Origin of the sequence: Pseudaquabacterium pictum, from assembly GCF_005403045.1 — a bacterium.
GTDB classification, from domain to species: Bacteria; Pseudomonadota; Gammaproteobacteria; order Burkholderiales; family Burkholderiaceae_C; genus Pseudaquabacterium; species Pseudaquabacterium pictum.
The window spans coordinates 199,655-225,758 of the sequence record NZ_BJCL01000008.1 but is presented as its reverse complement, the minus strand read 5'-3'; the positions used below and the strand labels follow the sequence as shown (position 1 = coordinate 225,758).

General features: G+C 70.6%; 26 protein-coding genes. 8 read left to right on the top strand and 18 right to left on the bottom strand.

Features of this window, described 5'->3' with window-relative positions; translation table 11 throughout:
- The 7 genes from FFT10_RS16670 to FFT10_RS16640 are packed head-to-tail and all read right to left on the bottom strand — an operon-like array spanning window position 1 to window position 6,724.
- Window positions 1-747 (bottom strand): ABC transporter ATP-binding protein, encoded by a 747-nt coding sequence (locus FFT10_RS16670; RefSeq protein WP_137733968.1) that lies wholly within the window; start codon window positions 745-747, stop codon window positions 1-3.
- Complete coding sequence (locus FFT10_RS16665) at window positions 744-1,760, bottom strand: branched-chain amino acid ABC transporter permease (protein WP_137733967.1); 1,017 nt, start codon at window positions 1,758-1,760, stop codon at window positions 744-746. The genes FFT10_RS16670 and FFT10_RS16665 overlap by 4 nt, the downstream gene beginning before the upstream one ends.
- The gene (locus FFT10_RS16660) at window positions 1,757-2,638 is read right to left on the bottom strand and encodes a branched-chain amino acid ABC transporter permease (protein ID WP_137733966.1); all 882 of its coding nucleotides are present in this window, start codon (window positions 2,636-2,638) and stop codon (window positions 1,757-1,759) included. The genes FFT10_RS16665 and FFT10_RS16660 overlap by 4 nt, the downstream gene beginning before the upstream one ends.
- Window positions 2,639-2,649: 11 nt before the next feature.
- A complete protein-coding gene (locus FFT10_RS16655; protein ID WP_373282538.1) occupies window positions 2,650-3,819 on the bottom strand; it encodes an ABC transporter substrate-binding protein in 1,170 nt (389 codons plus the stop codon).
- A 2-nt stretch (window positions 3,820-3,821) separates the two neighbouring features.
- Window positions 3,822-4,625, bottom strand: a complete 804-nt coding sequence (locus tag FFT10_RS16650; RefSeq protein ID WP_137733964.1) for an alpha/beta fold hydrolase — start codon at window positions 4,623-4,625, stop codon at window positions 3,822-3,824.
- Window positions 4,622-6,220 (bottom strand): benzoate-CoA ligase family protein, encoded by a 1,599-nt coding sequence (locus tag FFT10_RS16645; protein WP_137733963.1) that lies wholly within the window; start codon window positions 6,218-6,220, stop codon window positions 4,622-4,624. The genes FFT10_RS16650 and FFT10_RS16645 overlap by 4 nt, the downstream gene beginning before the upstream one ends.
- Before the next feature lie 39 nt (window positions 6,221-6,259).
- Window positions 6,260-6,724, bottom strand: coding sequence for a DUF4863 family protein (locus FFT10_RS16640; protein ID WP_137733962.1), 465 nt, complete (start codon window positions 6,722-6,724; stop codon window positions 6,260-6,262).
- Between the two features lie 96 nt (window positions 6,725-6,820).
- Between FFT10_RS16640 and FFT10_RS16635 the strand changes: the two genes are divergently transcribed.
- Window positions 6,821-7,783 (top strand): helix-turn-helix transcriptional regulator, encoded by a 963-nt coding sequence (locus tag FFT10_RS16635; protein ID WP_137733961.1) that lies wholly within the window; start codon window positions 6,821-6,823, stop codon window positions 7,781-7,783.
- A 25-nt stretch (window positions 7,784-7,808) separates the two neighbouring features.
- Here FFT10_RS16635 and FFT10_RS16630 read toward each other — a convergent pair whose 3' ends face one another.
- Window positions 7,809-8,468, bottom strand: a complete 660-nt coding sequence (locus FFT10_RS16630) for a DUF502 domain-containing protein (RefSeq protein WP_137733960.1) — start codon at window positions 8,466-8,468, stop codon at window positions 7,809-7,811.
- Between the two features lie 210 nt (window positions 8,469-8,678).
- Between FFT10_RS16630 and boxC the strand changes: the two genes are divergently transcribed.
- From boxC to pcaF, 4 genes are all read left to right on the top strand, one after another.
- Window positions 8,679-10,337 (top strand): 2,3-epoxybenzoyl-CoA dihydrolase, encoded by a 1,659-nt coding sequence (gene boxC / locus FFT10_RS16625; protein WP_137733959.1) that lies wholly within the window; start codon window positions 8,679-8,681, stop codon window positions 10,335-10,337.
- An 89-nt stretch (window positions 10,338-10,426) separates the two neighbouring features.
- Complete coding sequence (gene boxB, locus FFT10_RS16620) at window positions 10,427-11,854, top strand: benzoyl-CoA 2,3-epoxidase subunit BoxB (protein ID WP_137733958.1); 1,428 nt, start codon at window positions 10,427-10,429, stop codon at window positions 11,852-11,854.
- 76 nt (window positions 11,855-11,930) lie between these two features.
- Window positions 11,931-13,199 (top strand): benzoyl-CoA 2,3-epoxidase subunit BoxA, encoded by a 1,269-nt coding sequence (gene boxA / locus FFT10_RS16615; protein ID WP_137733957.1) that lies wholly within the window; start codon window positions 11,931-11,933, stop codon window positions 13,197-13,199.
- Between the two features lie 66 nt (window positions 13,200-13,265).
- Window positions 13,266-14,468 (top strand): 3-oxoadipyl-CoA thiolase, encoded by a 1,203-nt coding sequence (pcaF, locus tag FFT10_RS16610; RefSeq protein ID WP_137733956.1) that lies wholly within the window; start codon window positions 13,266-13,268, stop codon window positions 14,466-14,468.
- Between the two features lie 34 nt (window positions 14,469-14,502).
- Here pcaF and FFT10_RS16605 read toward each other — a convergent pair whose 3' ends face one another.
- From FFT10_RS16605 to FFT10_RS16560, 10 genes are all read right to left on the bottom strand, one after another.
- Window positions 14,503-14,718: a 4-oxalocrotonate tautomerase gene (locus tag FFT10_RS16605; RefSeq protein WP_137733955.1), complete on the bottom strand. Its 216-nt coding sequence runs from the start codon at window positions 14,716-14,718 to the stop codon at window positions 14,503-14,505.
- A 239-nt stretch (window positions 14,719-14,957) separates the two neighbouring features.
- Window positions 14,958-15,815 (bottom strand): PEP-CTERM sorting domain-containing protein, encoded by an 858-nt coding sequence (locus tag FFT10_RS16600; protein ID WP_162520821.1) that lies wholly within the window; start codon window positions 15,813-15,815, stop codon window positions 14,958-14,960.
- A 554-nt stretch (window positions 15,816-16,369) separates the two neighbouring features.
- Window positions 16,370-17,113, bottom strand: a complete 744-nt coding sequence (locus FFT10_RS16595) for a YoaK family protein (protein WP_137733953.1) — start codon at window positions 17,111-17,113, stop codon at window positions 16,370-16,372.
- 15 nt (window positions 17,114-17,128) lie between these two features.
- Window positions 17,129-18,151: a cation diffusion facilitator family transporter gene (locus FFT10_RS16590; protein ID WP_137733952.1), complete on the bottom strand. Its 1,023-nt coding sequence runs from the start codon at window positions 18,149-18,151 to the stop codon at window positions 17,129-17,131.
- Entirely contained in the window at window positions 18,129-19,388 is a 1,260-nt protein-coding gene (locus FFT10_RS16585; protein WP_137733951.1) for an MFS transporter, read from the bottom strand. The genes FFT10_RS16590 and FFT10_RS16585 overlap by 23 nt, the downstream gene beginning before the upstream one ends.
- A 35-nt stretch (window positions 19,389-19,423) precedes the next feature.
- On the bottom strand, window positions 19,424-20,947 hold the full coding sequence (locus tag FFT10_RS16580; protein WP_162520820.1) for an ATP-binding protein: 1,524 nt from the start codon (window positions 20,945-20,947) through the stop codon (window positions 19,424-19,426).
- A complete protein-coding gene (locus FFT10_RS16575; RefSeq protein WP_137733950.1) occupies window positions 20,944-21,627 on the bottom strand; it encodes a response regulator transcription factor in 684 nt (227 codons plus the stop codon). Before FFT10_RS16575 ends, FFT10_RS16580 begins: the two co-directional genes overlap by 4 nt.
- Window positions 21,628-21,653: 26 nt before the next feature.
- Window positions 21,654-22,394: a cytochrome b/b6 domain-containing protein gene (locus tag FFT10_RS16570; protein WP_137733949.1), complete on the bottom strand. Its 741-nt coding sequence runs from the start codon at window positions 22,392-22,394 to the stop codon at window positions 21,654-21,656.
- On the bottom strand, window positions 22,366-22,851 hold the full coding sequence (locus FFT10_RS16565) for a diheme cytochrome c (protein ID WP_137733948.1): 486 nt from the start codon (window positions 22,849-22,851) through the stop codon (window positions 22,366-22,368). The genes FFT10_RS16570 and FFT10_RS16565 overlap by 29 nt, the downstream gene beginning before the upstream one ends.
- 19 nt (window positions 22,852-22,870) lie before the next feature.
- Window positions 22,871-23,293 (bottom strand): DUF1924 domain-containing protein, encoded by a 423-nt coding sequence (locus FFT10_RS16560; protein WP_137733947.1) that lies wholly within the window; start codon window positions 23,291-23,293, stop codon window positions 22,871-22,873.
- Between the two features lie 91 nt (window positions 23,294-23,384).
- On the opposite strand from FFT10_RS16560, the gene FFT10_RS16555 reads away from it, so the two are divergent.
- The 3 genes from FFT10_RS16555 to FFT10_RS16545 all read left to right on the top strand — a co-directional run bounded on the left by FFT10_RS16555 (window position 23,385) and on the right by FFT10_RS16545 (window position 26,091).
- Entirely contained in the window at window positions 23,385-24,068 is a 684-nt protein-coding gene (locus tag FFT10_RS16555; RefSeq protein WP_137733946.1) for a TetR/AcrR family transcriptional regulator, read from the top strand.
- 174 nt (window positions 24,069-24,242) lie between these two features.
- Entirely contained in the window at window positions 24,243-24,794 is a 552-nt protein-coding gene (locus FFT10_RS16550; protein WP_137733945.1) for a TRAP transporter small permease, read from the top strand.
- A 16-nt stretch (window positions 24,795-24,810) separates the two neighbouring features.
- The gene (locus FFT10_RS16545) at window positions 24,811-26,091 is read left to right on the top strand and encodes a TRAP transporter large permease subunit (protein WP_137733944.1); all 1,281 of its coding nucleotides are present in this window, start codon (window positions 24,811-24,813) and stop codon (window positions 26,089-26,091) included.
- The last annotated feature ends 13 nt before the right edge of the window (window positions 26,092-26,104 follow it).

The window sequence follows — 26,104 nt, the reverse complement described above, 5'->3', positions numbered from 1 at the left end:
TCAGTGGCCTCCCAGGTAGGCGGCCTGCACCTCAGGGCTGCTGCGCACGGCGGCCGGCGCGCCGCTGAAGATCACCGCGCCGTTGACCATCACGGTGATCACGTCGGCGATGCGGAACACCGCGTCCATGTCGTGCTCCACCAGCAGGATGGCGTGGCCGGCCTTCAGCGTGGCCAGCAGGGCCAGCATGCGGTCGGTCTCCTCGGCGCCCATGCCGGCCAGCGGTTCGTCCAGCAGCAGCACCTGCGGCGCGGTGGCCAGGCACATGGCGATCTCCAGCTGGCGCTTCTGGCCATGCGATAGGCTGCCGGCCGGGCGGTCCAGCACCTCGGTGAGACCGGCCTGCTGCGCGGCCTGTCGGGCGGCGCCCAGGCTGGCCTCGCAGTGCTGCGCGCTCTGCCACCAGTGCCAGGGCCTGGGCGTGCGGGCCTGGGCGGCCAGGCGGCAGTTCTCCAGCACGCTGAAGCCGGGGTAGATGGTGTTGCGCTGGTAGCTGCGGCCGAGACCCGCGCGGGCGCGCTTGGGCTGCGACCAGGCCGTCACATCCTGCCCCAGCAGCTGCACCGTGCCGGCCGACGGCGGGATCTCGCCCGACAGGATGTTGATCAGCGTGCTCTTGCCCGCGCCGTTGGTGCCGATGACGGCATGCACCTCGCCGCGCTTCAGATCGAGCGCCACATCATTGACGGCCACCAGGCCGCCCCAGCGGCGGGTGATTCCCTGGCCGCGCAGCAGCACGTCGCTCATGCCTGCTCTCCCGCCGGCGCGGCGCCGCGCGCCTTGCCCAGCAGCCGCTGGCGCCACAGCGCCGGCAGGCCCACCAGGCCGTTGGGCAGCAGGGCCACGCTGGCGATGATGGTCAGGCCCAGGCCCAGGTGCCAGTGCTTGGCGAAGGCACCGAAGATGGCCTCGCTCTTGAAGAACTCCTGCAGCAGCGCGAAGGCGAAGGCGCCGACCAGCGCGCCGCGCAAATGGCCCAGGCCGCCCAGGATGATCATGATCAGCACCGCGCCCGACAGGTGCCAGCTCATCAGCTCGGGGTTGACGTAGCCGTCCTTCACGCCGAACAGGAAGCCCGCTAGCCCGGCGATGGCGCCGGAGATGACGAAGGCCGCCAGCTTGTAAGGGTAGGTGGAGAAGCCGGTGGCGCGCATGCGCTGCTCATTGGCCTTGATGCCGGCCAGCGCGCGGCCGAAGCGGCTGCGCAGCAGCAGGCCCAGGAAGCCGAACACGGCCACCAGCGCGGTCCAGGTGAAGAAGTAGATGGTGTGGTCGCCGTCCAGGTCCAGCCAGGTGCTGCCGCCCAGCTGCAGCTGCGGCTTCACGTTCAGGTAGATGCCGTCGGTGCCGCCGCCCAGCGGCGTGTCGTGCACGATGTAGTAGGCCATCTGGGCGAAGGCCAGGGTCACCATGATGAAGTACACGCCCTGGGTGCGCAGGCTCAAGGCGCCCATGAACAGCGCATAGGCCGCAGCTGCGGCCACGCAGGCCGGCAGCAGCCACAGCAGCTGGGCGGCATCGCTCTCGGGCGACAGCAGCACCGCCGCATAGGCGCCGATGCCGAAGAACGCCGCATGGCCGAAGCACACCAGGCCGGTGGCGCCGACCAGCAGTTCCAGGCTCAAGGCGAAGATGGCGTAGACCATGATCTTGGTAACCAGGTCCATGCCGTAGTCGCCGGCGGCCAGCGGGTACAGCGCCAGCCCGCCCAGGCACAGGGCGACGAACAGGGCCTTGGGGGAAGCAGTCATCGTGTTCATCCGGCCTTGAACAGGCCTGCGGGCTTCCAGAGCAGGATCAGCGCCATCAGCACATAGACCAGCACGCCGGCGGCCTGGGGGAAGATCACCTTGCCGAAGGTGTCGACCACGCCGATCAGCAGCGCGGCCAGCAGGGCGCCGCGGATCGAACCGATGCCGCCGATCACCACCACCACGAAGCAGATGATCAGCACCTGGCCGCCCATGTTCGGGTAGACCGACGACACCGGCGCGGCCACCATGCCGGCCAGCACCGCCACCGCCACGCCGGCGGCAAACACCACGCGGTAGAGGAACTTGATGTCCACGCCCAGGCTCTGCACCATCTCGCGGTTGGTGCTGCCGGCGCGGATCATCATGCCCAGCCGGGTGCGGGTGAAGACGAACCACATGCCCAGCGCCAGCAGCAGGCACACGCCGCTGATGAACAGCCGGTAGACCGGGTAGGTCATCACGTCGCCCAGCGGCAGGGTGCCGGCCAGGATGTCGGGCGGCTTCACGCCGTGCACATCGTCGCCGACGATCAGGCTGCGCAGCTCCTCGAACACCAGGATCAGGCCGTAGGTCATCAGCACCTGCTGCAGGTGCTCACGCTCGTAGAGGAAGCTGAAGAACGCCCACTCCAGCACATAGCCCAGGATGACCGCCAGCACCAGCCCGACGAACAGCGTGGCGAAGAAGCCGCCGCCGAACGTGCTGGCCACCACCGGCGCCAGCGCGTAGGCCATGTAGGCGCCGATCATGTAGAAGCTGCCATGGGCGAGGTTGATCACGCCCATGATCCCGAAGATCAGCGTCAGCCCCGCCGCCACCAGGAACAGCAGCAACCCGTACTGCAGGGCGTTCAGGCACTGGATGAGGAAGGTGGCGAGGTCCATCCTTCGCTACGTCACATCTTGCAGCCGCGCGCCGGGTCGGGGAGGACCTTCACGGCGATGCCCGTCTGCACGTTCTCACGGCCCTTGACCTCGCGGACGTAGAAGTCCTGCACCGGGTTGTGCGCCGCGCTCAGGGTGTACTTGCCGCGCGGGCTGTCCACCGTGGTCTTGCGCATCGCGGCCACCATCTCGTCGCGCTTGTTGAAGTCGCCCTTCACCGCGTTCAGGCCGGCGGCCAGCAGCTGGGCCGCGTCATAGCCTTGCACCGCATACACGTCGGGCTGCATCTTGTAGGCCACGGCGTACTTGTTGCGGAAGGCGTTGTTGCGCGGCGTCTCGATGCCGTCGGCATAGTGCAGCGAGGTCAGCAGGCCTTGGGCGCTGGCGCCTTGCGCCTCCAGCGTGCCGTCGGTCAGGAAGCCCGAGCCCATCAGAGGCACCGTCTTCTTCAGGCCTGCGGCGTCGTAGTCCTTGACGAACTTGACCGCACCGCCACCGGCGAAGAAGGCGAACACCACGTCCGGCTTCTGCGACGCGATCTCGGTCAGCAGGGCCTGGAACTCCACGTTGGGGAAGGGCAGGTTCAGGTCCTTGACCACCTTGCCGCCGCCCTTCTCGAAGGCCTCGGTGAAGCCCTTGACCGTCTCGGTGCCGGCGGCGTAGTTCCAGGTGATGGTCATCGCCTTCTTGTAGCCCTTCTGGGCGGCCATCACGCCGGTGGCATAGCCCGGCTGCCAGTTGCTGAAGCTCGAGCGCAGGATGTTCGGCGCGCACAGCGGGCCGGTGATGGCGTCGGCCCCGGCATTGGGCACGATCAGCATGGTCTTGCTTTCCTTCACCGCGCGGGCCATGGCCAGGGCCACGCCCGAGTGCACCGTGCCCACGATCACGTCGACGTTGTCGCGCTTGATCAGCTTGTTGACGTTGTCGGTGGCCTTGGACGGATCGCTCTCGTCGTCGACCTTGAAATACTGGATGCTGCGGCCGCCCAGCTTGCCGCCCTGCTCGTCCACATACTGCTTGAAGCCGTTCTCGATGGCCGTGCCCAGCGCGGCGAAGGTGCCGGTGGCCGGCAGCATCAGGCCCACCTTCAGCGGTGGCTGGCCCTGGGCCAGCACGGTGGTGGAAGCCAGCAGCGCGGCAGCCACGGCCAGGGTGGTGCGCAGGCAGGGAGCGTTCATCGTCATGTCTCCTGGGGGGAAGGAACGCCGGCCAGGAAGGCCTGGCAGGCAGCGAGCACAGCCTCGGGCTGGTCGCGGTGGGGGGAATGGCCGCAGGCGGGCAGCTTCAACAACCGGGTGCCGGGCAGGGCGTCGGCAATGCCGTCGATCTGGGCCATCGTGCCGTAGACATCGTCCACGCCCTGGATGGCCAGCACCGGGCACCGAATGTAGGGGAGCCGGGGGCGCAGATCCCACGGTAGAAACTCGGGCGCCAGCCAGATGTCGTTCCAGCCGTAGAAGGCCGAATCCACATCCGCATGGTGACGCGCCAGGCGGCCGTGCAGGTCGCTGTTGATGTACTGGTCGCGCGCCTGGCGGATGCTGGCCAGGCTGATGGGCTCGACCAGGATGTGCGGCGCCAGCGCCACCACCTGGTCCACCCGGTCGGGCTGGTGGGCGGCGTGCAGCAGCGCGATGCTGCCGCCGTCGCTGTGGCCGAACAGGCTGTAGCGGCCGGTGACGCCCAGCGTGGCCAGCAGCGCGGGCAGCAGGTCCTCGGCCTGGCGGTGCATGAAGTCGGGGGCCCAGTGCTCGTCGGCGGCGCGGGGCGTGGATTGGCCATAGCCCGGCCGTGAATACACCAGCCCGCGCCAGCCCAGCGTGCGGCACAGCCGGCCGGGGAAGTCGCGCCACATCGACACCGAGCCCAGGCCCTCGTGCAGGAAGACCAGCAGCGGCGCCGCCGGGTCGGGCACGCCCACCCAGGCATGCTCAATCTGCACCGGCCGGCTGGCCCAATCGACGCTGACCAGCGCAGCGCTCACCCAGCAGCCTTCTCTTGATCGCGCAATTTGAAGCGCTGGATCTTGCCGGTGGCCGTCTTGGGCAGGTCGTCGACGAAGGCGATCAGGCGCGGGTACTTGTAGGGCGCCAGCCGGTCCTTGACGAAGGCCTTCAGCTCGTCCTCGGTCACCGCGGCGCCGGCCTTGCGCACCACGAAGGCCTTGGTCTTGGTCAGGCCCTCGGCGTCGGGCACGCCGATCACCGCGGCCTCCAGCACGGCGGGGTGCTGCACCAGCGTGGCTTCCACCTCGAAGGGGCTGACGTAGATGCCGCTGACCTTGAGCATGTCGTCCGAGCGGCCGCTGTAGGTGTAGCTGCCGTCGGCATTGCGCACGTACTTGTCGCCGCTCTTGGTCCAGCCGCCCTGGAAGGTCTCGCGGCTCTTCTGGCGGTTGCCCCAGTACATCAGCGCCGCGCTGGGGCCGTGGATGTAGAGGTCGCCGGGCTCACTGGTCCCGTCGGCATTCAGGGGCACCGGGCCGCCGGTCTCGCCTCGCAGCTCGATGTCGTAGCCCGGCACCGGCCAGCCGGTGCTGCCGTAGCGCACTTTCTCAGGCCGGTTCGACAGGAAGATGTGCAGCATCTCGGTGCTGCCGATGCCGTCGACGATGTCGACGCCGAAGTGGCGCTGGAAGCGCTCGCCGATCTCGGCGGGCAGGGCCTCGCCTGCCGACGACACCAGGCGCAGCGCCACGTCCTTCGCGGCCGGCAGCGCCGGATGGGCCAGCATGCCGGCAAAGCCGGTGGGCGCGCCGTAGAACACCGTGGGCCTGGCGCCACCCACGCCGCCCAGCCAGCGCTTGAAGGTGGCATCGGGCGTGGGCCGCTCGGCCATCAGCAGCGTGGTGGCGCCCACGCTCATCGGGAAGGTGAGGCCGTTGCCCAGGCCGTAGGCGAAGTACAGCTTGGCGGCGGAGAAGCAGACGTCGGTCTCCACCAGGCCCAGCACCGCCTTGCCGTACAGCTCGCAGGTCCAGTACGGGTTGGCCTGGCTGTGCACCGTGCCCTTGGGCCGGCCGGTGGAGCCGCTGGAATACAGCCAGAAGGCCGGGTCGTCGGCGCCGGTGGCAGCCGGCTTCTGCAGCGGCGCGGCGGCGGCCAGGAAGGCTTCGAACTCGACCTCGGCCGGGTGCAGCGGGGCGACCGGTTGCGACACCACCACCTTCTGCACCTCATGGTCGCTCTGCACCATGCCGGCGGTCAGCGTGGGCAACAAGGCGCCGGACACCAGCACCGCCTGGGCGCGGCTGTGCTCCAGCATGTAGGCGTAGTCGGCGGCGGTCAGCAGGGTGTTGACGGCCACCGGCACCAGGCCGGCGTAGATGCTGCCGAGGAAGGCCACCGGCCAGTCGGTGCCGTCCAGCATCAGCAGCAGCACCCGTTCCTCGCGCTTCAGGCCGGCCGCGCGCAGGGCTGCCGCCAGGCGGCGGGCGCGCTCGTCCAGCTGTCCGTAGGTCAGCGTGCCGCGGTCGTCGATGAAGGCGGCCTTGGCGGCGCGGCCGGCATTGGCGGCCAGCAGGTGGGCGGCGATGTTGAAGCGCTCGGGCGGCGGGCTGACGTGGGGGATCGGGGGCATGCGGGTGTCTCCTGGTGGCCCTTCAGTGGCCATGGGGGCTCACTTGGTGAAATCGATGCGGCCTTCGGGCAGCAGGTACAGCACCAGCGCGCGGCCGCCGGTCACCGTGGGCGGGTGGGCGCTGCCGGGCGGGCAGACCAGCCAGCCGGCGGGCCGGCCGTCGAAGCGGGCATCGCCGTCGATCGGCATGATCAGGTCGATCTCGCCCAGCGGATGGGTGTGGTGCGGGCCGGCGATGTCGGCCATGTCGACGACGTCGACCGAAAAGCCGTGCAGGTCGTCGGCCGGCTTGAACACCCGGCCGTAGCGGATGCCGCCGCCTTCGCGGTTGCACAGCCAGCCTTCGGCCACGCCCTGCTGGCAGGCGGCCTGCAGCGTGGCGAAGGTGGCGCTGCCGGCGCCGTGTTCGGCATTCAGCCAGGCGTCCAGCGCCGCATCCAGCGGACGGCCGGCCAGTTGGGCGGTGAGGGCGGCCAGCGGCGCGCGCAGGACGGTCTGGGGCACAGTGGGGGTCTCCGTCGGCCGCACACCATCGGCTTGCAGCGGCCGGTGATATGCAGTATTGTGCAAGTCACCGAAAGGTACCGCCGCACCCCCACCATGTCAAGCACTATAATGCATTCACCCGGGTTAACACCGAAGGCGGACCTGCCGGCCAGCGCCGAGCCCACCGGCCCCGGCGACGACAAGAACCCGGCGCTGCTGGCCCTGGGCGAGCGGGTGCGCCGGCTGCGTGCTGCCCGCGGCATGACGCGCAAGGCCTTGGCCTTGGCCGCCGACGTCAGCGAGCGCCACCTGGCCAACCTGGAATACGGCATCGGCAATGCGTCCTTCCTGGTGCTGCAGCAGGTGGCCGGCGCGCTGCAGTGCCCGCTGGCCGAGCTGACCGGCGACGTGACCACCTCGACACCCGAGTGGCTGCTGATCCGCGAGCTGCTGCAGGGCCGCGACGAGGCCACGCTGCGGCGGGTGCGGGTGGCCGTCAGCGAGCTGCTGGGCGGCGGCAGCGGCGCGGCCACCGGCACCCGCGGGCGCACCCAGCTGGTGGCGCTGATCGGCCTGCGCGGCGCCGGCAAGTCCACGCTGGGCCAGCTGCTGGCCGACGACCTGGGCTTTCCGTTCGTCGAGCTGAGCCGGCAGATCGAGCAGTTCGCCGGCTGCAGCATCGCCGAGATCCAGGCGCTGTACGGCCAGAGCGCCTACCGCCGCTACGAGCGCCGGGCGCTGGAAGAGGCGATCCAGATCTACCCCGAGGCGGTGATCGCCACGCCCGGCGGCCTGGTCAGCGACGCGGCCACCTTCAACCTGCTGCTGAGCCACTGCACCACCGTGTGGCTGCAGGCGGCGCCGGAAGACCACATGGCGCGGGTGGCGGCCCAGGGCGATTTGCGGCCCATGGCCGCCAGCCGCGAGGCCATGGACGACCTGCGCCAGATCCTGGCCGGCCGCGCCGCCTTCTACAGCCAGGCCGACATGGTGCTGGACACCAGCGCGGCGCCGCTGCAGGCCACCTTCCAGGCCCTGCGCACGCAGGTGCGGGCGGCGCTGGCGATCCCGGGCTGATTTGCTGGGTGAAGGCAGTGGGCGCTCACTCGGCCTGCGGCAGGTGCTGGCGGGCCGTCACGCCCATCGACACATAGATGCTGGTCAGCGCTTCCACGCCGACGTCGGCCGGGCGCACCCAATCGGCGGGCACGAACAACAGGCCGCCGCCCACCGGCACCGGCGCCGTGGGCACGATCACCGCCAGGTGCGGCCGGCCTTCCAGCAGCACCGGGCCGGGTGCCGACAGCAGGGCCAGCACCACCACGCCGTGGGTGTCGGCGCCGCCGAAGTGCACCCACACCGCGCTCATCGACCGCGGCCCCTCGCGGTCCTTCTGGCGCAGCAGGTCGACCAGCCGGGTCGACAGCTCGTAGACGGTGCGCACCAGCGGAATGCGGCCCATGGCGCGGTTGAACAGGCGGCTGGCGCCCTGCTGCAGGCCGGTGCGCACCAGCGCACCCAGCATCACCAGCGCCGCGATGACGATGCAGATGCCCAGCAGGTAGCCCACCAGCAGCGAGTCGCCCAGCCCCAGGCCCAGCGCCACCAGCGCGCCGCCGACCAGGCTGTCCGGGCCCACCCAGCCCAGCAGCAGGTCGGTCAGCCACCAGAAGATGGCCACGGTGGCGGCCAGCGGCAGCGCGGCCAGCAGCCCGGTGACGAACAGCTGCAACAGATGGCGCGTGGAGCGGCGCAAGGGCATGGTGGTGGGCGGGCAGGTGGCGGTGGACGGTGCGGGCGCATTCTGGCCCGGCCGCGCGCCGGACCCACACCTTGCGCAGGCTGATTCGGCGTCAAGCCGAGGACAGGCAGAAAAGTGCAGGTCAGCACTTGACGCGCCATTGATGTGCAGTATGATGCGTGCACCGCTTGCGCAAACAAGCATTATTTTGCATATCCCGGAGGCAGCCCCATGCAACAGCCCGACCGCGTCGAGTACCAGACCGATCCGTCCCAGTACCGCCACTGGAAGCTGCGCTTCGAGGGCCCGGTGGCCACGCTGGCGGCCGATTTCGATGAGAACGGCGGCCTGCGCCCCGGCTACAAGCTCAAGCTCAACAGCTACGACCTGGGCGTGGACATCGAGCTGAACGACGCCATCAACCGCATCCGCTTCGAGCACCCGGAAGTGCGCACCGTGGTGGTCACCAGCGCCAAGGAGAAGGTGTTCTGCTCGGGCGCCAACATCTTCATGCTGGGCCTGAGCAGCCACAGCTGGAAGGTGAACTTCTGCAAGTTCACCAATGAAACCCGCAACGGTCTGGAAGACAGCAGCCAGCACAGCGGCCTGAAGTTCCTCGCCGCGGTGAACGGTGCCTGCGCCGGCGGCGGCTACGAGCTGGCCCTGGCCTGCGACGAGATCATCCTGGTGGACGACCGCAGCAGCGCGGTGAGCCTGCCCGAGGTGCCGCTGCTGGGCGTGCTGCCCGGCACCGGCGGCCTGACCCGGGTGACCGACAAGAAGAAGGTGCGCCACGACCTGGCCGACCTGTTCTGCACCAGCGCCGAAGGCGTGCGCGGCCAGAAGGCCAAGGACTGGCGCCTGGTCGACGACATCGCCAAGCCGGCGCAGTTCGCCGCCAAGGTGCAGGAGCGTGCGCTGCAGCTGGCGGCCGAGAGCGACCGCCCGGCCGATGGCCAGGGCGTGCACCTGCCGAAGCTGGCCCGCGTGGACGAGCCCGACGCGCTGCGCTACCAGCATGTGACGGTGGAGATCGACCGCGCCAAGCGCACCGCCGTGTTCACCGTGGCCGGCCCGCAGGGCGCGCAGCCCACCGACATCGCCGGCATCACCGCCGCCGGCGCCGCCTGGTACCCGCTGCAGATGGGCCGCGAGCTGGAAGACGCCATCCTGCAGATGCGCACCAACGAGCTGGACATCGGCACCTGGCTCATCAAGACCCAGGGCGACGTGCAGGCCGCGCTGGCGCTGGATGCCACGCTGCTGTCGCACCAGCACCACTGGCTGGTGCGCGAGACCATCGGCCTGCTGCGCCGCACCTTCAGCCGGCTGGACGTCAGCAGCCGCAGCCTGTTTGCGCTGATCGAGCCCGGCAGCTGCTTTGCCGGCAGCCTGCTGGAGCTGGCCCTGGCCTGCGACCGCAGCTACCAGCTGATCCTGCCCGACGACGCCGCCAAGACGCCGAAGATCGCCGTCAGCCAGGCCAACTTCGCGCTGTACCCGATGGCCACCGGCCAGGGCCGCCTGGGTCGCCGCTTCTACGATGAAGAAGCCCCATTGGCTGCTGTGCGTGCCACCATCGGCCAACCGCTGGATGCCGATGCGGCGTTCAAGCTGGGCCTGGTCACCAGCAACCCCGACGACATCGACTGGGCCGACGAGGTGCGCATCGCGGTGGAAGAGCGGGTGGCCATGAGCCCCGACGCCCTGACCGGCATGGAGGCCAACCTGCGCTTCAACGGCCCCGAGAGCATGGCCACCCGGGTCTTCGGCCGCCTGACGGCGTGGCAGAACTGGATCTTCCAGCGCCCCAACGCTGTCGGCGAGAAGGGGGCCCTGAAGGTCTACGGCAAGGGCGACAAGGCCGCTTTCGACTGGAACCGGGTCTGAGCCTTCAACTCTCGTTGTGCAGCGCTGTCGCGGGGCGCGCTGCAACCGAACTCTTCCCCCAGCGCTGAACTTTCAAGAGACACACCGCCATGAGCACCATGAATTACAGCGAGAAGATCCCGAACAACGTCAACCTCAGCGAAGACCGCACGCTGCAGCGCGCGCTGGAGCAGTGGCAGCCCAACTTCCTGGACTGGTGGGGCGACATGGGCCCCGAGGGCAGCACCGACAGCGAGGTCTACCTGCGCACCGCGGTCAGCGTCGATCCGCAGGGCTGGGCGCAGTTCGGCCACGTGAAGATGCGTGACTACCGCTGGGGCATCTTCCTGAATCCGGGGGACGCCGAGCGCAAGATCCACTTCGGCGACCACAAGGGCGAGAAGGCCTGGCAGGACGTGCCCGGCGAGTACCGCGCCAACCTGCGCCGCATCATCGTGACCCAGGGCGACACCGAGCCGGCCAGCGTGGAGCAGCAGCGCCACCTGGGCTTGACGGCGCCCAGCATGTACGACCTGCGCAACCTCTACCAGATCAACGTGGAAGAGGGCCGCCACCTGTGGGCGATGGTCTACCTGCTGCACAAGCACTTCGGCCGCGACGGCCGCGAGGAAGGCGAAGCCCTGCTGGAGCGCCGCAGCGGCCAGGAGGACAACCCGCGCATCCTGCAGGCCTTCAACGAGCAGACGCCCGACTGGCTGAGCTTCTTCATGTTCACCTACTTCACCGACCGCGACGGCAAGTTCCAGCTGTGCGCGTTGGCCGAGAGCAGCTTCGACCCGCTGGCGCGGACCACGAAGTTCATGCTGACCGAGGAAGCGCACCACATGTTCGTGGGCGAGTCGGGTGTCAGCCGCGTCATCAGCCGCACCTGCGCGGCGATGAACGAGCTGAAGACCGACGACCCGGCCAAGCTGCGCGCCGCCGGCGTGATCGACCTGCCGACCATCCAGCGCTACCTGAACTTCCACTTCAGCGTCACCATCGACCTGTTCGGCGCCGACGAGAGCAGCAACGCCGCCACCTTCTACTCCACCGGCCTGAAGGGCCGCTACGAGGAAGGCAAGCGCATGGACGACCACCAGCTGCGCGGCCAGACCTACCGCGTGCTGAATGCCGTCAACGGCCAGCTGGTGGAGAAGGAGGTGCCGATGCTCAACGCGCTGAACGAGGTGCTGCGCGACGACTACATCAAGGACAGCGTGGCCGGTGTGGAGCGCTGGAACAAGGTGATCGAGAAGGCCGGCATCCCGTTCAAGCTGAAGGCGCCGCACAAGGCCTTCCACCGCAACATCGGCGCGCTGAGCAATGTGAAGGTGTCGCCCGAGGGCCAGGTGGTCAGCGAGGTGGAATGGGCCCAGCGCCAGGACGAGTGGCTGCCCAGCGCCACCGACCGCGCCTATGTGCAGGGCCTGATGGGCCGTGTGGTGGAGCCGGGCAAGTTCGCCAACTGGATTGCGCCGCCGGTGATGGGCATCAACCGCCAGCCGGTCGACTTCGAGTATGTGCGGTTCAGCTGATCGCCCCACGACAGGCGACTGAGCAAGGGGCCTGCGGGCCCCTTGCGCACAATGGCACCCCGCGAGGAGCACACCCATGGACATGGCCGTCACCGTCATCAAGCAGCATCTGATCGATCCCGAGATCTGCATCCGCTGCAACACCTGCGAGGCCACCTGCCCGGTGGGTGCCATCACCCACGACGACCGCAACTACGTGGTGGATGCGGCCAAGTGCAACCTGTGCATGGCCTGCATCTCGCCGTGCCCCACCGGCAGCATCGACAACTGGCGCAGCATGCCGCTGGCGCGGGCCTACACGCCGGAAGAGCAGCTGACCTGGGATGAGCTGCCGGCCGAGCTGAGCGCCGAGGAACTGGCGGAAGCTGGCGCGGTGACCGACGCTGCGCCCGCTGCCGTCGCCAGCGGTCCGGCCGATGCCAACGCTGCCGCGCCGTTCAACGCCGGCGCCTACGGCGCCACGCTGCCGCCCTGGTCGGCCGCCCATGCCTACACCAACCTCTACGGCCCGAAGGCGGCGGAGAAGTCCGTCACCGCCACGGTGGTGGGCAATGTGCGGGTCACCGAAGTCGGCACCGACTACGACACCCACCACATCGTGCTGGACTTCGGCGCCATGCCGTTCCCGGTGCTGGAAGGCCAGAGCATCGGCATCCTGCCGCCGGGGCTGGATGCCCACGGCAAGCCGCACCATGCCCGCCAGTACAGCATCGCCAGCCCGCGCAACGGCGAGCGGCCGGGCTACAACAACCTGTCGCTGACGGTGAAGCGGGTGCTGGAAGACCACCAGGGCCGGCCGGTGCGCGGCGTGGCCAGCAACTTCGTGTGCGACCTGCAGGTGGGCGACACGGTGCAGGTGATTGGCCCGTTCGGCAGCAGCTTCCTGATGCCCAACCACCCGAAGAGCCACATCGTGATGATCTGCACCGGCACCGGCAGCGCGCCGATGCGGGCGATGACCGAGTGGCGGCGCCGGCTGCGCCAGTCGGGCAAGTTCGAGGGCGGCAAGCTGATGCTGTTCTTCGGCGCCCGCACCCAGCAGGAGCTGCCCTACTTCGGCCCGCTGCAGAACCTGCCCAAGGACTTCATCGACAGCAACTTCGCCTTCAGCCGCACGCCCGGCGCGCCCAAGCGCTATGTGCAGGACGTGATGCGCGAGCGCGCGGCCGACCTGGTGCCGCTGCTGAAGGATGCCAACAGCTTCTTCTACGTCTGCGGCCTGAAGAGCATGGAAGAGGGCGTGGTGCTGGCCCTGCGCGACATCGCCACCGCCGCCGGGCTGGACTGGGACACGGTGGGCGCCGCGCTGAAGCGCGAAGGCCGGCTGCACCTGGAAACCTACTGATCCTGCGCGTGACAGCCAGGCCGCCGCGCCGACACGAGAATCGCCGCCTCACTCAGGAGCCCCCGCATGACCCACGCCTTCATCTGCGACGCCATCCGCACCCCCTTCGGCCGCTACGGCGGCAGCCTGTCCAGCGTGCGCACCGATGACCTCGGCGCCATCCCGCTGAAGGCGCTGATGGGGCGCAACCCCAAGGTGGATTGGGAGCAGCTGGCCGATGTGCTGTACGGCTGCGCCAACCAGGCGGGTGAAGACAACCGCAACGTGGCCCGCATGGCCGCCCTGCTGGCCGGCCTGCCGATCGGCGTGCCCGGCGGCACCATCAACCGGCTGTGCGGCTCGGGGCTGGATGCGGTGGGCACGGCCGCCCGCGCCATCAAGTCCGGCGAAGCCCAGCTGATGATCGCCGGCGGCGTGGAGAGCATGAGCCGCGCGCCGTTTGTCATGCCCAAGGCCGAGACGGCGTTCAGCCGCAGCAATGCGGTCTACGACACCACCATCGGCTGGCGCTTCGTCAACAAGCTGATGAAGGAGAAGTACGGCGTCGACTCCATGCCCGAGACGGCCGAGAACGTGGCCACCGATTTCAGGATCGAGCGCGAAGCGCAGGACCGCATGGCCCTGGCCAGCCAGCTGAAGGCGGTGGCGGCGCAGAAGGCTGGCCACCTGGCGCTGGAGATCACGCCGGTCACCATCCCGTCGAAGAAGGGCGAGCCCACCCTCGTCAGCCAGGACGAGCATCCGCGCGAGACCAGCCTGGAAGCCCTGGCCAAGCTCAAGGGCGTGGTGCGCCCCGACGGCACGGTGACCGCCGGCAACGCCAGCGGCGTGAACGACGGCAGCTGCGCGCTGCTGCTGGCCAGCGAGAGCGCGGCCGCCAAGCACGGCCTGACGCCTCGCGCCCGGGTGGTCGGCATGGCCACCGCCGGCGTGGCGCCGCGCGTCATGGGCTTCGGCCCGGCGCCGGCGGTGCGCAAGGTGCTGGAGCTGACCGGTCTGAGCCTGGCGCAGATGGACGTGATCGAGCTGAACGAGGCCTTTGCCGCCCAGGGCCTGGCGGTGCTGCGCGACTTGGGCGTGGCCGACGACGATGCGCGTGTGAACCCCTGGGGCGGCGCCATCGCGCTGGGCCATCCGCTGGGCGCCAGCGGCGCGCGGCTGGCCACCACGGCGGTGAGCCAGCTGCATGTGAACGGTGGCCGCTATGCGCTGTGCACCATGTGCATCGGCGTGGGCCAGGGCATCGCGGTGGTGCTCGAGCGGGTCTGACCGCAGCGCGGGCCGCGGCCGACCGCAGCCGGATTCAGGGCGCCGCCGGGGTGGGCGGCGCGGGCGGCTGGTCGCTCCACAGCTTGCCGCCGGTGGCCCAGTCGTGGCGCTCGATGTCGTGGAAGATCACGTCCACGGTGGCCGCGTTGCCGCCCAGGGTGGCCACCACGGCCTCGGTGATGGCCGCGGCGGCTGCGCGTTTCTGGTCGGCCGTGCGGCCTTTGAAGAGCTGGACGTGGACGGTGGGCATGCGGGGCTCCGGGTGGTGTTGAGACTGCGCCGAGGTTAAGGCAGTCTGCACCCGGCGAGGGCCGGCCACACGTTGGCATGCGGAGCATGGGCTGTGCGTGCGGTCTCGAATGCCGCTGAACGACCGGTACCAGCCCATCGACGCGCTCCGAAGCGGCCCTCCAGCGCGATTTGGTACGCGGTCAGGCCCAGGTTGGCGGCTGGTCCGAAGCGCTGGATCGAGGTCGCCGCGCTGTTGCGTCAGCGGCTCTGGCGCCGTGCGAGCCGGCGCGTGCCGGTCATCGCCAGCAGGGCGAGGCCGACGAGCGCCAAGGACGCCGGCTCCGGCACTGCGGCAGCGACGGGGGCGGGTGCTGCCTCGTAGGCGAGCGCGTTGCGGAACAGCTGCTGGTAGTTGCCCGAAGCGTGGCGGAAGCTGGCGACGTTGGGGAACAGCGACACGTTGAGCACATTGCCGGCAGCATTGACGCCGACGAAGGGTCGGCCGTTGCTCCACTCGGCCACCAGGGTGGCGCCCACGTCCACACCCATCCAGTCACCGTTGTAGTAGCTGGAGGCAATCGACCCGACGCCGTCGAAGAGCGCGCTGGAGGCGTCGTGGGTGCCCAGGGTCACGTTCCTGTACGCGTCGGTCGTTCCGCCGATGAACGGGTTGTAGCCAGTGCTGTTGATGCGGCCCGTGAAGGCCCCGAGCGACTGGAAGTAGCCCAGGAAGGTGCCCAGGACCACCCGCCCGCCACCGTCGGCGAAGTCGGCGAGCACGTTGCCCAGACCGGCGCCCGGGCCACAGTTGCCCCACACGAGCACGGAGTCGTACTGTTGCAGTGTCGCGAGCGACGGCGCGGCAGCGCCACAGCTGTCCGAACCCGTCGATGCGGCAAAGTCAAACCGGGCGTCCGACCCGAGGATGTCGTTCTTCACGCTCGCGACGTTGTAGTCATACCCGAGGAACAAGACCTTCAAGGGCGCCGCCTGTGCCGGCATCATCGCCGCCGCAGTCAGCGCCACGGCGATGGCGCCCTGGCGGAGCGACTGGCCCACCCGACGCGCGATCGGTGCGGCTGAACGGAGTGCTTGTGCAAGGTGTTGGTTGGACATGGGAGAGGTCGCCTTGAGGTTGGGAGTCGGGTCCTGCCGATCCGTCGCAGCGGACTGCGCGGGCGGGGATGTCGGAGCTCGGTGATTTGCTAGGGATTGCGTAGGACAGGCAATTTGTGTAGTGATTTGCCTGGCTCCGTCCTCAATAGGCAAGTGGCGTGCCATGACGACCCGCCCGGGTCAGCGTCAATTGCTTACATTCATCCTCGGTGATTTGTTGGCATCTCGACGCCACGCGCCCCGTCGTCGCCTCCGGCGACTGTCAGGAAATTCGACAGTGGACGGCATGTCCCGACGGCAGTCGGTCAGCCTCCCGGTGGGGGCCGTTTTTTGGTCGACGCGTGCACGCCGTGCAGCCCATCCAGTCCCGGGGTGTGCAGGGTCGCACTGGACGCGCCAGCAGCAGGCCTTCGACCCGGCGCCCACATCCCAGCCGAATCAGCAGCCAGGCTCTGATTCACCGAGTTGCCACCACAGGCGGGTCGCATGAAGCTGCTGACAGCCGCTGCCGTGCACCACCCGGCATGGTCCCCGGCATGGACGCTTCACACGGCTCAGGCCGCCTGCAGGTCGTCCAGGATCGGCACCACCGCCAGCGCGGCCAGCAGCAGGGCGATGGGCAGGGTGGCGTAGTAGCCCAGCCACTGGAAGGCCAGCGCGCCGGCCAGGCCGCCGCCGGCAAAGCAGGCCAGCAGCATGGCATGCAGGCGCAGGCGGTCGCGGTTGGCGCGCACCATCGGCTCGGCCGGGGTGTCGGGCGTGCGGTTCCAGTACAGCAGCTTGCCCAGCTCGATGCCCAGGTCGGTGATCACGCCGGTCATGTGGGTGGTGCGCACCTCGGCCTGCGAGATCTTGGTGACCATCGCGTTCTGCAGGCCCATGATGAAGCACAGCACCGCCGCCGTCACCGGCACCAGCAGCGCGCTGGTGTGGGCCAGGTTGGCGCCCAGCAGGCCGAAGGCCAGCAGCAGCGCCGCCTCCAGCAGCAGGCTCAGCGCAAACTCGCTGTGCAGCCTGCGCCGCCGTGCCCAGTTGATCAGCACGGTGGTGGTGATCGCCCCGCCGATGAACACCGCCACCAGCAGCACGCCGGCCAGCGCCAGGCCGCCGTGGCCCAGCGCCAGGTCGTCGGCCACGCCGGAGACGATGCCGGTCATGTGCGAGGTGTAGCGCTGGATGGCCAGGAAGCCACCCGCGTTGATGGCGCCGGCCACCGCCGCCAGCAGCAGGCCCAGCTGGCGGTTGGCGCGCCGGGTGCGCTGGTGGCCGACCAGGCTGCGCAGGGATTGGCGGGGCATCAGGGGCAGCGGCGCTCAGCCATGCGATTCGCCATGGCGCACCGCGCAGCCGGCGGCAAAGGCTGGCGTCTCCAGCTGCAGCGTGGCATGGCCGATGCCGTAGTCCGCGCGCAGCGCCTGGGTGGCGGCCTGCAGCACCGCGGCGGCATCGGCCTGGTCGGTCAGCACCAGGTGGGCGGTGGCGGCGTTCTCGGTGCTGCCCATGGCCCACACATGCAGGTCGTGCAGGCCGACCACGCCGGGCAGGGCCAGCAGGCTGCGGCGCACGGCGGCCAGGTCGATGCCGTCGGGCACGCCGTCGAACAGCAGGTGCACGCTCTGCCGCAGCAGGCCCCAGGTGCCCACCACGATCACCACCGCGATCAGCAGGCTGATCACCGGGTCCACCCAGGTCCAGCCCTGCCACAGCACCAGCGCGCCACCCAGCACCACGCCCAGCGACACCAGCGCATCCGACGCCATGTGCAGGAAGGCGCCGCGCAGGTTGATGTCGCCATGGCTGCCGCGCAGGAACAGCAGCGCCGTGGCGCCGTTGACCACGATGCCCACGCCGGCCACGGCGATCAGCGTCCAGCCCTGGGTGGGCTGGGGCGTGCCCAGGCGCTGCACCGCCTCCCAGCCCAGCGAGCCCATGGCCACCAGCAGCAGCAGCGCATTGGCCAGCGCGGCCAGCAGGCTGGCGCGCTGCCAGCCGTAGGTGTGGCGGGCATCGGCCTGGCGCCGGCCGGCCACCGCCGCCGCCCAGGCCAGCACCAGGCCGGCCACGTCGCTCAGGTTGTGGCCGGCATCGGCCAGCAGCGCCAGCGAGTTGACCCGCCAGCCGTAGAAAGCCTCCACCGCCACGAAGGCGATGTTCAGCCCGATGCCGAGGGCGAAGGCGCGGTCGAAGTTGGCCGGGGCGTGGGCGTGGGTGTGGCCGTGACCGTGTGCGTGGCCGTGTGAGTGACCATGCGCATGGCCATGCGCCGCAGGGTCGGCGTGGTCGTGGCCGTGCCCATCGGCATGGCCGTGGTGGTCATCGTGGGGGTGGCTGGGCATCGGTGGCTGGATCATGCCGCAGCCGGATCGCCATCAGCGCGGCAAAGGCCACCAGCCCCAGCGCGCCCGACAGCCACAGCGCGCCGCGGCCCCAGCGGTCCAGCGCCAGGCCGAAGACGAAGGGCGCGCTGGCCTGGGCCACCCGCGCCGGCATCATCAGCCAGCCCTGGCGCGCACCGTAGCCCTGGGCGCCGAACAGCACCAGCGGCAGCGTGCCCTTGGCGATGGTGAGGATGCCGTTGCCGGCGCCATGCAGCACCGCGAACAGCGCCGCCGCCGGCGCGCCCAGCAGCAGCAGCGCCACGATGCCCAGCGGATGCGCCAGCGACGACAGCCGCGCCGACAGCAGCGGATGCACCCGCCGCAGGAAGCTGAACTCCAGCACCCGCCCGGCCACCTGGGCCGGGCCCACCAGCGCGCCCACGCCGATGGCCACCGCCAGCGTGGCGCCCACGCTCTGCAGCAGCTGCGGCAGGTGGGTGGCCCAGGCGGTGCCGATGAACATGCTGACGGCGAAGAACAGGCTCAGCAGCGCCACCAGCGCGCGCTGCGGCGTGGCGGCGGCCGGTTGCACTGGCGGCGCAGCGGTGGTGGCGCCAGCCGGCGCTGGCGCGGCTGCGCCGGCTGGCGATGGTGGCGGCACCGCCGCGGGGTCGGCCCGCGGCAGCAGCGCGTTCAGCGGCAGGCCCACCAGCAGGTGCAGTGCGGCCCAGCCCAGGCAGGCACCGCGCCAGCCATGCTGGCCCAGCAGCCAGGCGCTGAGCGGCCAACCCACCGTGCTGGCAAAGCCGGCGATCAGCGTGATGCCGGTGATCGGGTTGCGCGCGGCCTGGCCGTACAGCTTCACCAGCGTGGCGAAGGCGGCCTCGTACAGGCCGGCGCCCATGGCCACGCCCAGCAGCGCCCAGGCGGCGAACAGGCCCCACGGGCCCTGGGCCATCGCCAGCAGCACCAGGCCCAGCGCGAAGATGCCGTTGCAGGCCATCAGCACCGGCCGGCCGCCCAGGCGGTCGATGGCGCGGCCGGCGGCCGGGCCCACCGCAGCCGAGACCACCAGCGCGCCCGAGAAGGCCAGGTAGACCGTCGGCGGCGGCAGGCCCAGGTCGCTGGCCATCGGGTGCGCCAGCACCGCCGGCAGGTAGAACGACGAACCCCAGGACAGCGTCTGCGCCAGGCCCAGCAGGGCCACCGGCCGCGCCCGGCCACCGGCCGCCTGGCTGAAGCGGGTCCAGGCCATCAGGCGCGGTCACGGTGCAACATCGTGGGCCGATGCTAGCAAGCGTCTCCAGATGCCGGCGCCTGCACCTGCACCGGCGCTGGCACGCTGCCGGCCGCCGGCCAGGCCACCGTCACCGCCAGCCCGCCCAGCGCGGCCGACCGGCCCACCGCCACCGTGGCACCCTGGGCCGCGGCGATGCGCCGCACGATCGACCAGCCCAGGCCGCTGCCGTCCTGCCCGCTGCCCAGCACGCGGAAGAAGCGCTCGCCCAGCCGCGCCAGGTCGGCCTCGGCCAGGCCGGGGCCGCTGTCGTCCACCTGCAGCTGCACCTGCCCATCCCTGCGCTGCACGGCCACCCGCACCTCGGCACCGGCCGGGCTGTAGCGCAGCGCGTTGTCGACCAGGTTGCGCAGCAGCACCGCCAGCAGGGCATCGCTGCCGGTCACCTGGCAGCCGGGGCCGGCGTCCAGCCCCAGGGTCTGGCCACGCTCGATGGCGCGCGGCGCCAGGTCGCCCACCACCCGCTGGGCCAGCGGCGCCAGGTCGACCAGGGCGGTGCTGGGCGTGGCGCCGGCCTCCAGCCGCGACAGCGTCAGCAGCTGGTCGACCAGCCGGGCGGCGCGGTCGCAGCCGGCCAGCGTGGCGCGCAGCGCATGGGCGCGGGCGGCGCTGTCGGTCTCGGCCAGCGCCACCTGGGCCTGGGTGCGGATGGCGGCGATCGGCGTGCGCAGTTCATGCGCGGCATCGGCGGTGAAGCGGCGCTCGGCCGCCACCATCGCGGTGATGCGCTCGAACAGCCGGTTCAGCGCGTCCAGCATCGGCTGCATCTCGGCGGTGGCGCCGGGCAGCTGCACCGGCGCCAGGGCCTGCGGATCGCGCGCGGCCAGCGTGGTGCCCAGGGTGCGCAGCGGCGCGGTGCCGCGCCGCACCGCCCACCAGATGGCCAGCGCCAGCAGCGGCAGGGCCAGGGCCATCGGCCCCAGCATGCCGCGCAGCACCGCCCACAGGATGTCGTCGCGGCTGGCCACCTGTTCACCGACGAACACCCGCACATCGCGCGCCGCCCCCTGGGCCACGAACACCCGCCAGGGCTGGCCGTCGAACTGCACGCTGTGGAAGCCCAGCCCCAGGCCGGCCTGCGAAGCCGGCGCCTGCCGCACCGGGCCGGGCTTGCGGTCGTGGTGTTCATCGTCGCTGTCGTCGTCGCGGTCACGCCGCGCCTCGCGCGCGCGCGCCTCGGCCACCGCCTGCGGGCCCAGGCTGACCATCGGCGTGGCCGGCGCATTGGCCGAGCGCAGCACCAGCGCGCCGTCGTGCCAGACCTGGAAGGCCACCCGCGGCGCGTAGCGGTGCAGCTGCGGCGCGTTCAGGCGCTGGTCATCGTCGCCCGGTGCCGCCGCCTGCTGCACCACCAGCAGCGCGGCGGCCTGGGCCAGGTGGCCGTCGAGCAGCTCGTCCAGCTCATGCTGCATGTCGCGCCAGGTGGAGGCGGCCGTGCCCACCCACACCGCCACCACCGCGGCCAGCAGCAGGGCCAGCAGCCGGCCCTGCAAGGACGGTGGCCGGCCCTTCTTCATCCGGCGCTGCCGCCGGCCGGCGGCACCTTGGGCAGCAGGTAGCCGACGCCGCGCACCGTCTGGATGCAGTCGGCGCCCAGCTTCTTGCGCAGGTGGTGGATGTGCACCTCCACCGCATTGCTCTCCACCTCGCGGCCCCAGCTGTAGAGGTGCTGCTCCAGCTGCTCGCGCGACAGCACCCGGCCGGCGTTGAGCAGCAGCGCCTGCAACAGGTCGAATTCGCGCGTGGACAGGGCCACCGGCTCGGTGCCGCGCTGCACCGTGCGGGCAGCGGGGTCGAGCCGGATGTCGCCGGCCTGCAGCTGCTCCTGCGGCTGGCCGGCGGCGCGGCGCACCAGGGCGCGCAGCCGGGCGGCCAGCTCGTCCAGGTCGACCGGCTTGACCACGTAGTCGTCGGCGCCGGTGTCCAGGCCCTTGATGCGGTCGGGCACGGCATCGCGCGCTGTCAGCACCAGCACCGGCAGGGTGACGCCGGCGCGGCGCACGCTGGCCAGCACGTCGATGCCGTCCATGCCGGGCAGGCCCAGGTCCAGCACCGCGGCGGCATAGGGCTGGGCGCGCAGCTCGCGTTCGGCGGCCGGGCCGTCGCGCACCCAGTCGACCTGGAAGCCGGCCAGGCGCAGGCCGGCGCGCAGGCCGTCGCCCAGCAGGGTGTCGTCTTCGGCGAGCAGGATGCGCATGGCGGGGTGGGGTGTCGGTGTGCGGATCAGTCGTCGTCGTCGCCGTGGTGCTGGCTGGACTCCGGGGCGGACAGCAGGCTGCCGGCCGGTGCAGTCTGCCACTGCCAAACCCCGAAACTGAGCCAGAACCCGAGCACCGCCACCACCATCAGACCGGCCAGCCAGCCGCGGTTGCGGGCCACCAGATCCGGGCCGCGGCCGGGCGTGCGCCCGGTCAGCATCGGGCCGGCCAGGTTGCGCCGGCGCAGCAGGCTGAGCACCACCACCGCGCCGATGTGGGCGCCCACCAGGGCCAGCGATGTGTTGCCGAAGAATTCATGCACCTCTTCGATCCAGTCGCCGGTGAAGCCCTGGTCGCCCACCCAGCCGCTGGCCAGGGTGGCCGTCAGGCTGGCCAGCAGCGCCACGATCAGCAGCAGCATGCCCAGGTTCTGCACCTGGGTGCCGGGCCACGTCCCTTGGCGCAGCTGCCGCAGCACGCCGGGCAGCGCCTGCAGCCTGGTGGCCCAGCCTGCAAACCGGGTGCTGCGCGGGCCCAGCAGGCCCCACAGCACGCGCCAGCTGACCAGCCCGACCAGGCTGTAGCCCAGGGTGATGTGGACCAGGCGCCAGCGCTCGCCGTCGGCGGTGGCGTACGCGCCTGCGAAGCACAAGGCCGTCAGCCAGTGGAAGGCCCGGGTGGGGGCGTCGACGGTGCGGCGCGAATGCGCCGTGGGGACCGCCGGGGCGGTGCCCAGGTCAGCGGGGGATGCGGATGTCGCGTTCACGGAACTCTCGTTGGTCGGCACGGGTGTGGCAGGCGGCGCAGTGGGCCGCGCTCTTGATCGCGGGCCGCGTCCAGGTGGCGGCGGGGACCTCGTCGTGCTCGCGCACGAACCAGGCGGCGCGGGTGATGCGGTCCTGCGGCGGTGGCGACGGATCGCGCGCCACCTTCCTGTGGGTGCCGGCGTTGGCGGCCAGCCAGGTGTTGAGCTGCTGCAGCGTGGCGGCGTCCAGCGAGGCATCGGTGCCGAAGTGGCGCGGCAGGTTGTCCATCAGCCGGCGCCAGGACGCGGCTGGCAGCAGGCCGGGCGGGTAGGCCAGGTGGCAGGCCGCACATTCCTGCCGATAGGCAGGGTGCAGCGGGACCTGGGCGGCGGCGCGGTCGCCGTCGGCGCGGCCGGGGCTGGCTGCCAGAAGGCAAGCCAGCAAGGTCATCATGGGCAGGGTGCGGGGTCGGTGCATGGCGGTCTCGCAGAGGTGGTCAGGGCCGCAGGCTGATCAGCCAGGCCAGCACATCGGCCTTCTCGCCGGACGTGCAGGCGCGGCCGGCGACGTCGTTGCAGTTGCGGCGGAACCACTTCTCCACCTTGGCGGCGTCGCTGAAGCGCTCGGGGTTGAAGGCCGGCGCCAGCGCGGTGATGGGCTTGCCGGTGCTGGCATGCTTGCCGGGCTGGCTGGGCACGGCGCCGTGGCAGCTGGCACAGCTCCAGTCCTTGCCGTGCCTGGCATTGAAGAAGGCCTGGCCGCGGGCAGCCTGGGCCGGCGCGCCGGCCTCGGCGGTGTAGCCGGCGAGCAGGTCGCCCGGGGTGGCTGCCAGCGCCACGCCGGCCAGCAGCGTGGCCAGCAGGCCGGCGGCGGCCTGGCGGATGCCGTGGCGGTGGACGGGGGGACGGGGATGGGTCATGGCAGCTCCTTGGCCACCATGTTCGGCAGACAGTCTGATGGCCGGCTTAAGCATGGCCGCCGCGCGGGCGGGGCTGCTAAGCTGGCGGGCCATGAACCAGCCAGTACAAAAGCCGGCGCAGGCGACGGACGCACGCCCGGCCAAGGCCGCGGCGCCGACGCGCACCAACGACCCCGCGCGCACCATGGCCGACATCCTGGCGGTGGCGATCAGCGAGTTCGCCGACAAGGGTCTGGCCGGCGCGCGCATCGATGCCATCGCCGCGGCCACGCGGACCAGCAAGCGCATGATCTATTACTACTTCGGCAGCAAGGACGGCCTGTATGTCGCCGTGCTGGAGGAGGTGTACCGGCGCATGCGCAGCATCGAGAGCGAACTGCACCTGGACGACCTGCCGCCCGAGGATGCGCTGCGCCGGCTGGTCGGCTTCACCGTCGACTACCAACTGGCCCATCCCGAGTTCATCCGCCTGGTGATGACCGAGAACATCCACCGCGGTGAATACCTGGCCCAGAGCGCCAGCATCCGCGCGCTGAACGTGCCCGCCATCGACGGCCTGCGCAGCCTGTACGAGCGCGGCGTGGCGCAAGGCGTGTTCCGCGCCGGCATCGACCCGGTGGACCTGCACATGTCGATCAGCGCGCTCAGCGTGTTCAACGTGGCCAACCGCCACACCTTCTCGCTGATCTTCCAGCGCGACCTCGACGACCCGCGCGCCGTGGGTGCCCGCCGCGACAGCATCGTCGACATGGTGGTGCGCTTCGTGCGCCGCTAGGCGCGCCGCACCCGGCTGCGCCGGGGCCTGTTTCCTGTTCGCCACGCCGTACCGGGAAAACCCTCAGCAAAGAACTAACCAGTTCGTACAAAATTTCGAACAGGCCGGTGTGGTGACACCTGGGCCACCCGCGGCGGTCCGGCCGACGCGGGCCGACACCCCCCAGGAGACCCGATGACCCGGCTGATCGATGCGTACTGCAAGGCGCTGGAGTGGCTGATCGCCGCGATGCTGGCGGCCATGGTGCTGCTGGTCTTCGGCAACGTGGTGCTGCGCTACGTGGCCAATTCCGGCATCACGATGAGCGAGGAACTGTCGCGCTGGCTGTTCGTGTGGATGACCTTCCTGGGCGCGGTGGTGGCGCTGAAGGAGCATGGCCACCTGGGCACCGACATGCTGGTGTCGCGCCTGGGCCCGCTGGGCAAGCGCGTCTGCCTGGCGCTGGCGCAGGCGCTGATGCTCTGGGCCACCTGGCTGCTGTTCTCCGGCAGCGTGGCGCAGGCGAAGATCAACTGGGACGTCGAGGCGCCGGTCTCGGGCCTGTCGGTGGCGATCTTCTATGCCTCGGGCGTGGTGTTCGCCGTCTCGGCCGGCGTGCTGCTGCTGCGCGAGCTGTGGCGCACGTTGAGTGGCCAGCTGCGCGACGACGAGCTGGTGATGGTGCAGGAGTCGGAAGACCTGGCCCAGTTGCAGGCGCGGCAGGACGACGCGTCCCCATCCAAGTGAGCCCGGGAGCCCGCGCATGACCGTCTTCATCTTCCTCGGCTCGCTGCTGGCGGCCATGGCCATCGGCGTGCCCATCGCCTATGCGCTGCTGCTGTCGGGTGTGGCGCTGATGTGGCACCTCGATCTGTACGACGCGCAGATCCTGGCGCAGAACGTGATCAACGGCGCCGACAGCTTCCCGCTGCTGGCCGTGCCCTTCTTCATGCTGGCCGGCGAGATCATGAACGTCGGCGGCCTGAGCCGGCGCATCGTCAACCTGGCGCTCACGCTGGTGGGCCACCACCGTGGCGGTCTGGGCTTCGTCGCCATCGTCGCGGCCTGCATGCTGGCGGCGCTGTCGGGCTCGGCGGTGGCCGACACCGCGGCCCTGGCGGCCCTGCTGCTGCCGATGATGGTGAAAGCCGGCCACGACAAGGCCACGGCCGGCGGCCTGATCGCCAGCGCCGGCATCATCGCGCCGGTGATCCCGCCGTCGATCGGCTTCGTGATCTTCGGCGTGGCGGCCAACGTGTCGATCGGCAAGCTGTTTCTCGCCGGCATCGTGCCCGGCCTGCTGATGGGCCTGAGCATCGCGGTGGCCTGGTACTTCGTGTCCAAGCGCGAGAACATCACCCCGCCGCCCAAGGCCAGCACGGCCGACCGACTGCAGGCGCTGAAGGAATCGACCTGGGCCCTGGGCCTGCCGGTGATCGTGGTGCTAGGCCTGAAGATGGGCGTGTTCACGCCCACCGAGGCGGCGGTGGTGGCGGCGGTGTATGCGCTGGCGGTGTCGCTGTTCGTCTACCGCGAACTGAAGCTCGACAAGCTGCCTGCGGTCTTCATCAACGCCGCCAAGACCACCGCGGTGATCATGTTCCTGGTGGCTGCGGCCATGGTCAGCGCCTGGCTGATCACCGTGGCCGACATCCCCAGCAAGATGATCAGCCTGCTCGAGCCGCTGATGGACAACCCCACGCTGCTGCTGCTGGCCATCATGCTGCTGGTCATCGCCGTGGGCACGGCGATGGACATGACGCCGACCATCCTGATCCTCACCCCGGTGCTGATGCCGGTGGTCAAGGCCGCGGGCATCGACCCGGTGTACTTCGGCGTGCTGTTCATCATGAACAACGCCATCGGCCTGATCACCCCGCCGGTGGGCACCGTGCTCAACGTGGTGGCCGGCGTGGGCAAGATGAAGATGGACGAGGTCACCCGCGGCGTGCTGCCGTTCATGACCGCGCAGTTCATCGTGATGTTCCTGATGGTGTTCTTCCCCGCCATCGTCACCGTGCCCGCGAAATGGTTCGCCGGCTGACCTCCCACCGATC